This is a genomic window from Mangrovibacter sp. MFB070 (assembly GCF_000705335.1).
Lineage (GTDB): Bacteria > Pseudomonadota > Gammaproteobacteria > Enterobacterales > Enterobacteriaceae > Mangrovibacter > Mangrovibacter plantisponsor.
The window spans coordinates 55,067-67,354 of record NZ_JJMI01000002.1 but is presented as its reverse complement, the minus strand read 5'-3'; the positions used below and the strand labels follow the sequence as shown (position 1 = coordinate 67,354).

Genomic DNA, 12,288 nt, shown 5'->3' with positions numbered 1-12,288 from the left:
TGTAGAATATCTGAGGTTTTTCATGGCTGTCGTACTGACGGATGCCTGGCTGCAACGCTTTGGCGGTACTGCAAGGCTTTATGGGCGTGAGGCTCTGCAGTGTTTTGCTGATGCACATATTTGCGTTGTCGGCATTGGTGGCGTGGGTTCATGGGTTGCAGAAGCGCTGGCGCGTACAGGCGTGGGTGCTATTACGCTGATTGACATGGATGATGTTTGTGTCACCAACACAAACCGGCAGATACATGCATTGCAGGGGAATGTCGGGCTGGCGAAAGCGGAAGTTATGGCGCAACGTATCGCCGCAATCAACCCGGAATGCCAGGTGACAGTTGTGGATGACTTTGTTACTCAGGATAACGTGGCACAACTGCTGGATAAAGGCTTCAGTTACGTGATTGATGCCATCGACAGTGTGCGCCCTAAAGCTGCGCTGATAGCCTGGTGCCGGCGCAACAAAGTACCTCTGGTTACAACGGGAGGTGCGGGTGGACAAATCGATCCTACCCAGATTCAGGTGGCAGATCTGGCGAAAACTATCCAGGATCCTCTGGCTGCCAAAGTTCGTGAACGCCTGAAAAGTGATTTCGGCGTAGTGAAAAACAGCAAAGGAAAGCTTGGTGTGGACTGTGTTTTCTCCACCGAAGCCCTGGTTTACCCGCAAATGGATGGCTCCGTTTGCGCCGCGAAAAGTACCGCAGAAGGGCCAAAACGCATGGACTGTGCTTCCGGGTTTGGTGCGGCAACAATGGTTACCGCAACTTTTGGCTTTGTCGCCGTATCTCATGCATTGAAAAAGATGCTGGCTAAAGCTGCCCGCCTGGCTCAGGGCTGAGCGTGCGCCGCTTCTTTTACTGCCGCTTCCAGAGCATTCAGCCCCTGGTTGCGGCTGGCACTTAATTGCGCCCTGAGCCCTAAGGTTTCAAATAGCGCCAGTGGGCTGCTATTTTGCAGTTGATCACGGGTTTTCCCTTCAATGCCCGTTAACAATATCGCCAGCAGGCCGCGCACTATTCGCCCTTCGCTGTCGCCGAAGAAGTGCAACTGCCCATTTTCGGCTTGCTCCCACCCAAGCCATAAACGGTTTTCGCACCCACTGATTTCGTGTGCCCGTTCCCGTTCATCAATGGGTAGTGGCGGGAGCTTTTTACCCAGCAAAATTAACTGGCGGTACTTTTCCTCCCAGGCGGTGAGCGGCGCAAATTCATGTTGCAAGGATTCTGGCGTTATCTGGGTTCCGAAAGGGTGTTGTCCGGTTAAAGGCATATGGCTTAGTCCAACAAAATTGACAGCGCCTGGTCAAACGCTGCAACCAGGGCGGCAACATCGTCTGGCGTATTATAAGGCGCAAATGAAACCCGTAGTGTACCTGACACGCCCAGAGCAGCAAGCAGGGGTTGTGCGCAGTGCTGACCAGAGCGTAAAGCGATACCGGCGCTACTAATCAGCGTTGCTAAGTCGCTGTGGTGCAGGCCATCAACCGTGAAAGCAAACAGGCTGGCATGGGGTGCCCGAAACAGCCGGACACCGGGCCTTTGTGCTAACTGGTGTGCGGCGCTGTCGGCTAGCTGGCCCGACCAGGCTTCTGCCTGAGCAGTATCAACCTGCCCCAGCCATTGCAGCGCCGCATTCAGGCCTGCGACACCCGCCATATTGGGTGTGCCAGCCTCGAAACGCCACGGGGCTGGTTGCGTGGTAAAGCCATCAAAGGAAACGTCAGTAATCATTTTCCCGCCACCCAGCAACGGCGACATATCTGCCAGCAGTTCCGCTTTCCCGTACAGTACGCCAATACCTGTCGGGCCATAGAGTTTGTGGGCAGAGAATGCATAAAAATCACAACCCAGTGCGGTGAGGTCTGGTGGGTTGTGCACAATACCTTGCGCGCCATCGACAACAACAAATGCACCGGCCTGGTGAGCCAGTGTTATCGCCCGGGCAAGGTCAGGCTGGGCTCCAGTCACATTAGACATTTGGCCAACAGCCAAAATTTTGCTGCGAGAGGTCATTAAGCCGGGTAATTGCTGAATATCTGGCAGACCTTCACTATTCACCGGCCATTTCACCACCCTGGCACCAGTCTGTTCAGCCACCATAAGCCAGGGCACCAGGTTTGCGTGGTGCTCTGCTTCACTGACGATAATTTCATCTCCGGCCTGCAGGCGAGAGCGGGCAAACCCCTGGGCTACCAGATTGATGGCTTCTGTCGTGCCCCGGGTCCAGATAATCGTGTTTGGGTCCGGGGCATTCAGATATTGAGCGACCAGAGTACGGGTATTTTCGTATTGCTCCGTCAGTTGCTGTGCCTGTACCGACTGGCTACGGTGAACGTTGCCTCCGCTGCTTTTGTAGAATGCTGTAGTCGCATCAATGACTGCGCCGGGTTTCAGGGCAGTTGCCGCGCTATCGAGATAAATCGGGCCATCATTCAGTGCAGGGAATTGGGCGCGAAACTGGCTGGGATTAAATGATTTCATGCTTTTCCTCATTTCATGGCGTAGATCGTGGCGTATTTTGAAGCGTTCTACAAGCCATGACAGGGATTCAGATTCCTCCAGGAATGAAAATGGCCGTCAGGGAGTTTGTTATGCTGAATAGTGTTAGCAATTTTATTTTCAATAGTGCAGCTGCGTTATAAAGCAGCATCTCATACTGAAGGAGGCGAGAATGACAAAGGTTTATGCAATGCTGTGTGCGGGGATGATGACACTGGCACTTTCAGCCTGCTCCGGAACCAACTATGTGATGCACACCAATGATGGCAGAACGATTGTCACTCAGGGTAAACCTTCAACCGATGATGAAACTGGCATGATTAAATATGAAGATGCCAGTGGGGCTCAACAACAGATAAACCGTTCAGATGTAAAAGAAATGACAGCGCTGGATAACTGATTTTCGCTGATCTTAACGCAAAAAAAAGCACCGCAAATTGCGGTGCTATACAAATCACTATGGACAGACAGGGTAAATGTACAGGAAGTGAAAAAGGCAGCCTTTGCCGCCGGGGTCTGAATAGCAGACCAATGCAAACACAACAACACAACATCACAACCGTAAGCCAAAAGCCCCTCTAAAACCTTCATTTCAGAATAGCTTTTCGTTCCGGCTCAGGAAGTGACGCCACTATAGGTATTTGCTGGTGCAACCTCAACGGACAATTTATAATGGCTCAGATAAAAAAAACTAATAGGTTAAACTCTGTTTCCTGTTTGTTATTATTGGTTAACATAAAAGCCAGGCAAAGATGTCAAAGCGACTTCCACCTCTCAACGCATTACGTGTATTCGATGCTGCAGCGCGCCAGTTGAGTTTTACGAAAGCGGCTGAAGAATTATTCGTTACTCAGGCGGCGGTCAGCCACCAGATAAAGTCCCTGGAAGATTTTCTGGGGCTTAAATTATTCCGGCGGCGTAACCGTTCCCTTCTGCTTACAGAAGAAGGGCAAAGCTATTTTCTCGATATCAAAGAAATATTCTCCCAGTTAACTGAGGCAACGCGCAAACTACAGGCGCGCAGTGCGAAAGGGGCATTAACAGTCAGTTTACTGCCAAGTTTTGCGATACAGTGGCTGGTACCGCGTTTATCAAGCTTTAACGCTGATTACCCGGGCATTGATGTACGTATTCAGGCGGTGGACAGGCAGGAAGATAAGCTGGCGGATGATGTCGATGTGGCTATTTTTTATGGCCGGGGAAACTGGCCGGGGCTGCGTGTTGAAAAGCTTTATGCTGAGTATTTGCTTCCTGTTTGTTCGCCGTTGTTGTTAACCGGAGATAAACCGTTAAAATCCCCTGAGGATTTAATTCAGCATACGCTTTTGCATGATGCGTCGCGCCGTGACTGGCAGGCCTACACCCGGCAACTGGGGCTGGCGCATATTAATGTGCAACAAGGACCGATATTTAGCCACAGCTCGATGGTGTTGCAGGCTGCTATCCACGGGCAAGGGATTGCGTTAGCCAATAATGTTATGGCGCAATCTGAGATTGAAGCAGGCCGCCTGGTCTGTCCTTTCAATGATGTGCTGGTGAGTAAAAACGCGTTCTATCTGGTTTGTCATGACAGCCAGGCAGAGCTGGGAAAAATCGCAGCCTTCCGGCAGTGGATCCTTGCGAAAGCGGCCAGTGAACAAGAAAAATTCCGTTTTCGTTATGATCATTAATCTGTGCTGCCTGGGCAGGGCACAATTTAAGGTAATACCATGACCAGCCGTTTTATGCTGATTTTTGCCGCGGTGAGCGGTTTTGTTTATGTCGCCTTTGGCGCATTCGGCGCACATGTTCTCAGTAAGTCTATTGGGGTTGCTGAACTGGGATGGATACATACCGGGCTCCAGTATCAGGCATTCCATACGCTGGCAATTTTAGGGCTGGCGGTGGCAATGCAACGCCGGATCAGTATCTGGTTTTACTGGAGTAGTGTTTTTCTGGCATTAGGGACAGTTTTGTTCAGCGGCAGTTTGTACTGCCTGGCGTTGTCCCAACTCCGTTTGTGGGTGTTTGTCACCCCCGTTGGTGGAGTGAGTTTTTTAGCCGGTTGGGTATTGATGCTGATTGGCGCAATTCGATTGAAACGCAAAGGTGTAACGCATGAATAAGGTAGTACTTTACTGCCGGCAGGGTTTTGAAAAAGAGTGTGCCGCAGAAATAACTGATAAAGCGGCGCAATTAGAAGTGTACGGTTTTGCCCGGGTAAAAGAGCATTCTGCCTGGGTTTTATTTGAATGCTACCAGGATGGCGATGCAGAAAAACTGATAAAAAACCTGCCATTTATGTCGCTGATTTTTGCCCGGCAAATGTTTATCACCGGCGAATTGCTTAAAGATTTACCGCCCGAGGACCGTATCACACCGGTTGTTGCCGCACTTACCGGCCAGGTTGATAAAGGCGGCGATTTGCGTGTCGAGGTTGCCGATACCAACGAAAGTAAAGAGCTGATGAAGTTCTGCCGTAAATTTACGGTACCGTTGCGTGGTGCGTTGCGTTCTGCCGGGGTGTTATCAAAAGTTGAAAACAACCGCCGCCCGGTGGTTCATGTCTTTTTTATCGCCCCGGGTTGTTGCTATGTGGGTTATTCCCTGAGCACTAATAATTCGCCATTTTATATGGGGATACCCCGCCTTAAGTTTCCCTCCGACGCACCAAGCCGCTCAACCCTTAAGCTTGAAGAAGCTTTTCATGTGTTTATTCCTGAAGATGAATGGGATGAACGCCTGGCGAATGGTATGTATGCCGTGGACCTGGGAGCCTGCCCGGGTGGTTGGACATACCAACTGGTGAAACGCAACATGTGGGTTTCCTCCGTTGATAACGGGCCTATGGCACAAAGCCTGATGGATACCGGGCAGGTGACCTGGTTACGGGAAGATGGTTTCCGTTTCCGCCCTAATCGCAACAACATTTCATGGATGGTGTGCGACATGGTGGAAAAACCCGCCAAAGTAACGGCACTGATGGTGCAGTGGCTGGTAAATGGCTGGTGCCGGGAGACCATTTTTAACCTCAAACTGCCAATGAAAAAGCGCTATGAAGAGGTGTCGCAAAACCTGGCGTCTATTCGTAATGCACTGGATGAACAGGGAATTAACGCCACAATCCAGGCGCGGCAGTTGTACCATGACCGGGAGGAAGTCACCGTGCATGTGCGCCGCTGGTGGGCGGCTGTAGGTGGGCGGCGAGACGAGCGTTAAGCGTGCCTGTGGTTACTGGTTTACAACGCCAGTAACCCGTTATGGCTTATTAAGGCGCAGTTGCTGCAGGTTGCCGGATAACACCATCCCGGTTTCCAGCGTAACCAGTTTTCTGCTAAGCAGGGCAGTGTCATATTGCCCTGCGAGCTTCTTCTTCCACTTTTCTGGAACGTCATCCAGGTGTTGCCAGAGGTTTTCCAGAGTCTGGTACTGGCTGATTAACTGGCTGGCCGTTTTGGGGCCAATGCCTGGCACCCCTGGGATTTTACTGCTGCTAACCCCCGTCAGGCCCCAGTAATGGGGTAATGCTTCCGGGGTTACACCAAACTCTTCTGCAATAAATGGGGCATCCAGCCAGCGTTTTTGGAAATAGTCACGAATCCGAATAGTGGGCGACAGGAGCTGGCAGTAGCCTTTATCAGTGGAAACTATGGTGGCTAACTGCCCGGCGGCAGCAACTTTTGCAGCCAGCGTTGCTGCCAGGTCATCTGCTTCGCAGTTTTCCAGTGACCAGCAGGCAACGCCCTGTTCAGTGAAGGCCTTGCGAATCAGTGGCATCTCATTTTGTAAATCTTCCGGTACTGCTGAGCGGCCTGCTTTATATGACGGAAACAGGCGATAGCGCCAGCCGTGGTGCCGGTTCTCGTCATCGAATACCGCAACAGCATGAGTGGGGCTGGAGTGGTTGAGTAACTGCCTGAGCGCATGTATGCAGGTATCCCGGCAAGGGGAACCGGATACAGCATGAATGCGGCGGATAAGATTCAGTGCGTCAATTATCAGTAAGTGTGATGACATAGCAGTATTTTTCAGCAAGTTACTATAAATGAACCCTACCATTTTATGGCTTTGGCTACCAGGCTGGGGGAAAACAATGCGCGGCAGTTTCCAAATTTAACCGCAATAAAAAAGGGCAGTGAAGACTGCCCTGTATGAATGGTTACGCATTAACCTGGTTATCAACTACAAATTTCGTAGCAAGGAATGTAGGTCGACCCGGGGAGCTTCATACGATGCTGGGCTACAAAGCCCTGTAGTAAGTCATCCATCCGTTTCATTATCTGGCTGTCACCATGGATTTTATACGGGCCATAGGTTTCAATCGCTTTGATGCCCACCTCTTTCACGTTACCCGCCACAATTCCTGAGAAAGCCCGGCGCAGGTCCGCGGCCAGTTTTTCTGCTGGCTGTTCCGTATGCAGGTTAAGGTTTGCCATATTCTCATGGGTGGGTTCGAAGGGAAGTTGCAGGTCTGGTGCAATACGTAATGACCAGTTAAAGCTGTAAGCATCTCCGCTTTCACGGCGATTCTCTTTCACCAGAGGCATCGCTTTTTTCATTTGGCGCGCCACTTCAGCCGCATCATCAACAATGATGGTGTAATGTTTGCGGGCTTCTTCACCCAGCGTGTTAACAATAAATTCATCCAGCACCCGGAAGTAATCCGCACTGCCTTTCGGCCCGGTGAGAATCAACGGCAGCACCTGGTTCTGGTTTTCCGGATTCATCAAAATGCCGAGCAGGTATAACAGTTCTTCTGCAGTACCGACGCCTCCCGGGAAAATGATGATGCCATGGGCAATACGCACAAATGCTTCAAGGCGTTTTTCAATATCCGGCATGATTATCAGTTCATTAACCAGCGGGTTTGGTGGCTCAGCGGCAATAATTGAAGGCTCAGTCATACCAATGAACCGGCCATCTTTGTAGCGTTGCTGAGCGTGCCCAACCGCCGCACCTTTCATTGGGGCTTCCATTGCACCAGGCCCGCAGCCAGTACAGATATTCAATTCCCGCAAGCCGAGCTGGTTACCTACGCTGCGGCCATACAGATATTCAGTTTCATTAATTGAATGACCACCCCAGCAAACAACCAGGTTCGGGGCTTCACCAACATGCAATGCCCGGGCATTGCGCAAAATCGAAAACACCAGGTTAGTGATATGTGCCGAGGCTTCCAGATCCAGGTGCTGTACACGGCTGGCAAGATTAATTTGCCCGTTAACGAACAGAATATCGCGCAACACGGCAAACAAGTTGGCCTGCAGTGAGCGAATGATATGCCCATCGACAAAGGCATCTTCAGGCGGGTTAATCAGCTCAAGTTTAACGCCACGTTCCCGGCGCAGTACGTTGATGTCGAAATTCTGAAAGCGGGATAACAGCTCTTTGCTGCTGTCTGTCTGGCTACCGGAGTTCAGAACGGCAAGTGAACAGTTACGAAACAGTTGATAAAGATCGCTACTGGCCGTGCGCTTAAGCATGTCGACTTCCAGTTGCGACAACAAATCCATTGAACCAAGTGGGCTGATATGTGTAATCAAGTAGACTCCTTATGGGGCTAAAGGCACAGCTCCCTTTGATTACAATAGCCCTGGCTTGTGTGTTTTAACAACCCACCCGAGTGCAACAGTTTGCATTATTGTGTTGATTCGCGTGTTGGTTCGCATAGCGAAAAGTGATTCAAAGCATTGCTCTTCCATGAGCAACAAAGGCTATTGGCGGGGCAGGCGGCCTGTAGCAGGGGTGAAGGCATAATTGCTGCGCCACGGGTTGATATCCAGACCACCACGGCGTGTATAGCGGGCATAAACACTCAGTGCTTTAGGTTGGCAATAACGCTGAATATCATTGAATATGCGTTCAACACACTGTTCATGGAACTCATTATGATGGCGAAAAGAGACCAGGTAACGCAGCAGTTTTTCGCGATCAATACGCCTGCCCTGATAGGCGATTTGTACTGAACCCCAGTCCGGCTGGTGAGTAATCAGGCAGTTTGATTTCAGTAAATGGCTGATGAGTGTTTCTTCGATGACCGGGCCTGCGCTTGCGGCACCTTCGAGTAATGTGTCATCAAACTGATAATCATCAATAGTGATATCCTGGTTATCGATACACTCACCGTTAAAAGCGGCGATAGGTTGCCCTTCCAGGTCACCAACGCTATACAGTGTGACGGCAACCTGGCCCTTTGCACACTGGCTCAGGTCACGAATCAGTGTCTGGCGCACGTCGTCCCAGCTTTCAAAATGGGTCTGGTTGAAACTGTTGAGATACAGTTTAAAGCTCTTCGATTCAATCAGGTTAACGCTGCGCGCTTCCAGTTCAACATGCCCAACAGCAACCTGAGGCAGCCCTTTACTGTTAAGCCAGGAGAGCTCGTACAATGTCCAAATGTCGCAACCGTGAAACGGCAGGCTGTCAGCATGCAGCCCCAGTGGGTCGCGGTTCAGGCTGCGGGGTACGGGTTGCAATAAATTAGCGTCGTAGCGATCCCGGTAATCCGTGGTTTTACCCAGTGTAAGGCCACTGAGTGCCTTGTGGTTATCGTAAACAGTCATACTTTACCTTTAAACAGGATGCCGAGAAGGTGGTGTTTATTTTGTTCGTGTAAATTTTGCGGCCGGAAGTTAGCAAGCTACGCTACCATCCTGTATGGTGTCCGCTTTGGTCGTCAACGGTATCTGGCTACTTCTCGCCAGGCCGCCGGTTTGCAGTGACTTCTTCGGAGAAAAGAGTGGATAACGCTGTCCAGAATGCTTTGCAGGATTTTACCACACGATACAGTCAGGCGTGGGAACAACTGTGTGGAACCCACCCGGCGAGTGATGAACTGTTCGGCGTGGCATCGCCCTGTATTACCCAAACTAAAGAGGATGTGGTGTACTGGCAACCTCAGCCTTTTAGCCTGTCTGAGGACCTGGGCGCTGTTGAGCGAGCCATGGGGATCACCTTGCAGCCAGCGGTTCACCAGTTTTACACCACGCAATTTGCCGGCGATATGCTGGCAACGTTTGGGGGGTTACAGCTAACACTACTGCAAGTATGGAGTGAAGAAGACTTCACCCGCGTGCAGGAGAATGTGATTGGTCACCTGGTCACCCAACGGCGTTTAAAACTTTCCCCAACGGTTTTTATTGGCACTGTTGAAAGTGAGTCTCAGGTGGTCGCTGTGTGTAACCTGAGTGGTGAAGTGGTGCTCGAAACACTGGGGCGTAAGGTGCGCCAGGTTCTCGCTCCCTCACTTGTACAGTTCCTTCAGGACGCCAGCCCGCGGACTTTGTAGTCCTTTTGGCTTACTTCTTTGTGAGATATCTCTTACAAAGTTGTAGGAAAACTGCCAGAGAAAATGCATTACCTTTTAGATGGTTGTTTTTAAAAAGTTTTTATTATCATGCTGTTAAAGGTGAACTATACATTGGCAAATGAAACTTTACGTAGGGTTTATCTGACGGCATCTTGTAACTGCCTGCTGAATCAGCGATTCTAATGCCATCGACAGGGAGTTGATAATGAAGCAGATATCAGGATGATGTCTCTTCAAACAGGACACACCAGAAGGTGCAACAGGGAAGGCTTCAGGATGAAGCAAAGAGGATAGCGCAAGGTTGCGCAAAAGGACACCTCCAGGATGGAGAATGAGAGCCCGACAGGAGTCAGGTGGGTCAGGATGACTTAAGGACAGATGCGTCGGGGGGCGCTTGTAGCATCGGGAAGACGCGTGCAGGAAGCACTAACACGGATTGTTAATCAGGAAAAGTTGTCAAGGATGAGCAGGGAGCACAATGAGTAGCCGGATAGCTGCTAAACGAACCGGGAGCACTGTTTAACAGTGCTCCCTTTTTTTATTATTGTTTCCCACCCGCTATTTTTCTCATTACAGCCAGCAATGGTATGCTTGCGCCTGTTGATTTTGCCCGGAGAAACCCATGAACCACCACCAGGCGGTGCGCCGCCATCTGCACATGCTTGAACAGCAGTTGCGTGATTGTGGGCAGTGGCAGGCCGAACCGCCTCATGCCAGTGCTTTCGAAAGTTCACAGCCATTCTTTCTTGATACCTTACAACCTTATGAATGGTTGCAATGGGTGCTTATTCCCCGGATGCATGCGTTACTGGATGGCCCACATGCATTACCCGAGAACTTCGCCGTCGCGCCTTATTATGAACAGGCGCTTGCCCCAGGCCATACTGGCCGGGAATCCGTACTGGCGGTGCTGGTAGAACTGGACGCCTTATTTTCAGGTGATAAATCGTGACACTGGAAATTCTCTATCAGGATGACTGGCTGGTTGCAGTCAATAAACCCTCAGGCTGGTTAGTGCACCGCAGTTGGCTGGACCGGGACGAAAAAGTCGTGGTCATGCAGACTGTGCGTGATCAAATCGGCCAGCATGTCTTTACCGTACATCGACTGGACAGGCCAACATCGGGCGTATTGCTGCTTGGGCTGAGTAGCGAAGCAGGGCGCAGGCTTTCCCGGCAATTTGAACAGCATGAAATTCAAAAACGTTACCATGCGATTACCCGGGGCTGGCTGGAAGGCGCTGACGTACTGGATTACCCGTTGGTGGAAGAGCTGGATAAAATCGCGGATAAGTTTTCCCGGCAAGATAAAGTGGCCCAGCCAGCCGTAACACAATACCGTGGCCTGGCAACAGTGGAAATGCCGGTGGCTATTGGCCGCTATGACACCGCGCGTTACAGCCTGGTGGAACTGTTACCCCAGACCGGGCGTAAACACCAGTTACGCCGCCATATGGTGCATTTGCGCCACCCCATTATTGGCGATACAAAACATGGCGATTTACGCCAGAACCGTGGTGCCGCTGAGCACTTTGGGTGTAACCGCCTTATGTTACATGCAAGCCAACTGGCACTGACACACCCTTTTACCGGCGAACCCCTGGTGATAAATGCCGGGTTGGATGAAAGCTGGATGCAGGCATTGTCACATTTTGGCTGGCAAGGGATCCTGAAAGAGAATGAAAGGGTTGAGTTTGTCTCTGGTGGCAGCCAGGATGGGTGTGATTGCGAAACAACAAGAGGTTAACAGGATGGCAGAAGTCGGTATTTTTGTTGGCACCGTGTATGGAAACGCGCTGTTAGTTGCCGAAGAAGCAGAGGCGTTACTAACGCAGCAGGGGCATCATGTCACCATTTTTGAAGACCCTGAAATCGCTGACTGGGCGCGTTACCAGGGCCATTATTCCCTGGTCATTACTTCCACCACCGGCCAGGGAGATTTGCCCGATAACATTCGCGCTCTCTTTCACGCTATTAAGGATGCCGGGTATTTCCCGCAACACCGTTATGGTCTGGTAGCCCTTGGCGACAGTGGCTATGAACACTTTTGCGGTGGTGGTAAGCAGTTTGATGCTCTGCTTCAGGAAGTGGCCGCGCAGCGGGTTGGTGATGTGTTGCTGGTGGATGCAGCAGAAAACCCGGAACCTGAGCAAGTGACCAATGCCTGGGTTGAGCGGTGGGGTAAATTGATTTAATCACCTGATGTTACTGCAATTTCCCTTTCTTTAGTGTGTCTTTCCTCTGCGGCATGGCTGTCAAGTGATGCCGCTCACGTCTCAAAACAATTCACTGCCAAACTCGCTATCTTTGGTAGCTAATCAGGCAATTCGTGAAGAAGTACGCAGCACTTTGGTCTGATGCTTAAATTTCTTACTCCTCGTTTCCTTAATCTTGTGCGGTTGCACGGTGAGCGGTGCATTGCGCGTTTTTATACTGCTTAAGCCAGTACATATTCCGCAGACGTAAAAGCCCTCAGGGCGCCAGATAACAAATAACGCTGCGGCCT

14 protein-coding genes are annotated in these 12,288 nt (G+C 50.8%); 9 read left to right on the top strand and 5 right to left on the bottom strand.

Translation table 11 applies throughout. The features are described 5' to 3' along the window. Positions 1-22 precede the first annotated feature (22 nt). Complete coding sequence (gene tcdA / locus DT73_RS00795) at positions 23-835, top strand: tRNA cyclic N6-threonylcarbamoyladenosine(37) synthase TcdA (protein WP_036102627.1); 813 nt, start codon at positions 23-25, stop codon at positions 833-835. Here the strand turns inward: tcdA and csdE are convergent. Both csdE and csdA read right to left on the bottom strand, forming a co-directional pair. After that, the gene (csdE, locus tag DT73_RS00790; RefSeq protein ID WP_036102625.1) at positions 826-1,266 is read right to left on the bottom strand and encodes a cysteine desulfurase sulfur acceptor subunit CsdE; all 441 of its coding nucleotides are present in this window, start codon (positions 1,264-1,266) and stop codon (positions 826-828) included. The genes tcdA and csdE overlap by 10 nt on opposite strands. Positions 1,267-1,271: 5 nt before the next feature. After that, complete coding sequence (csdA, locus tag DT73_RS00785; RefSeq protein WP_036102623.1) at positions 1,272-2,477, bottom strand: cysteine desulfurase CsdA; 1,206 nt, start codon at positions 2,475-2,477, stop codon at positions 1,272-1,274. Positions 2,478-2,667: 190 nt separating this feature from the next. On the opposite strand from csdA, the gene DT73_RS00780 reads away from it, so the two are divergent. The 4 genes from DT73_RS00780 (at position 2,668) to rlmM (ending at position 5,693) form a co-directional block, all read left to right on the top strand. After that, positions 2,668-2,895: a YgdI/YgdR family lipoprotein gene (locus DT73_RS00780; protein WP_036102621.1), complete on the top strand. Its 228-nt coding sequence runs from the start codon at positions 2,668-2,670 to the stop codon at positions 2,893-2,895. 352 nt (positions 2,896-3,247) lie between these two features. After that, entirely contained in the window at positions 3,248-4,165 is a 918-nt protein-coding gene (gcvA, locus tag DT73_RS00775) for a glycine cleavage system transcriptional regulator GcvA (protein ID WP_036102614.1), read from the top strand. A 39-nt stretch (positions 4,166-4,204) separates the two neighbouring features. Then, positions 4,205-4,600 carry a DUF423 domain-containing protein gene (locus DT73_RS00770; RefSeq protein ID WP_036102611.1) on the top strand — a complete coding sequence of 132 codons (396 nt, stop codon included), beginning with the start codon at positions 4,205-4,207 and terminating at the stop codon, positions 4,598-4,600. Next, a complete protein-coding gene (rlmM, locus tag DT73_RS00765) occupies positions 4,593-5,693 on the top strand; it encodes a 23S rRNA (cytidine(2498)-2'-O)-methyltransferase RlmM (RefSeq protein WP_036102607.1) in 1,101 nt (366 codons plus the stop codon). The genes DT73_RS00770 and rlmM overlap by 8 nt, the downstream gene beginning before the upstream one ends. Positions 5,694-5,732: 39 nt before the next feature. Here rlmM and xni read toward each other — a convergent pair whose 3' ends face one another. The 3 genes from xni to queF all read right to left on the bottom strand — a co-directional run bounded on the left by xni (position 5,733) and on the right by queF (position 9,037). Continuing rightward, complete coding sequence (gene xni, locus DT73_RS00760; protein ID WP_036102889.1) at positions 5,733-6,491, bottom strand: flap endonuclease Xni; 759 nt, start codon at positions 6,489-6,491, stop codon at positions 5,733-5,735. A gap of 161 nt (positions 6,492-6,652) precedes the next feature. After that, the gene (gene ppnN, locus DT73_RS00755) at positions 6,653-8,017 is read right to left on the bottom strand and encodes a nucleotide 5'-monophosphate nucleosidase PpnN (RefSeq protein WP_036102604.1); all 1,365 of its coding nucleotides are present in this window, start codon (positions 8,015-8,017) and stop codon (positions 6,653-6,655) included. A 171-nt stretch (positions 8,018-8,188) separates the two neighbouring features. Next, positions 8,189-9,037, bottom strand: a complete 849-nt coding sequence (gene queF, locus DT73_RS00750; RefSeq protein WP_036102600.1) for an NADPH-dependent 7-cyano-7-deazaguanine reductase QueF — start codon at positions 9,035-9,037, stop codon at positions 8,189-8,191. 176 nt (positions 9,038-9,213) lie between these two features. On the opposite strand from queF, the gene syd reads away from it, so the two are divergent. From syd to DT73_RS00730, 4 genes are all read left to right on the top strand, one after another. After that, entirely contained in the window at positions 9,214-9,762 is a 549-nt protein-coding gene (syd, locus tag DT73_RS00745; RefSeq protein WP_036102597.1) for a SecY-interacting protein, read from the top strand. Between the two features lie 643 nt (positions 9,763-10,405). After that, the gene (locus DT73_RS00740; protein ID WP_036102594.1) at positions 10,406-10,735 is read left to right on the top strand and encodes a YqcC family protein; all 330 of its coding nucleotides are present in this window, start codon (positions 10,406-10,408) and stop codon (positions 10,733-10,735) included. Continuing rightward, a complete protein-coding gene (truC, locus tag DT73_RS00735) occupies positions 10,732-11,529 on the top strand; it encodes a tRNA pseudouridine(65) synthase TruC (protein WP_036102591.1) in 798 nt (265 codons plus the stop codon). Before DT73_RS00740 ends, truC begins: the two co-directional genes overlap by 4 nt. Positions 11,530-11,533: 4 nt before the next feature. Beyond that, positions 11,534-11,977, top strand: coding sequence for a flavodoxin (locus tag DT73_RS00730; RefSeq protein WP_036102887.1), 444 nt, complete (start codon positions 11,534-11,536; stop codon positions 11,975-11,977). Positions 11,978-12,288: the final 311 nt, after the last annotated feature.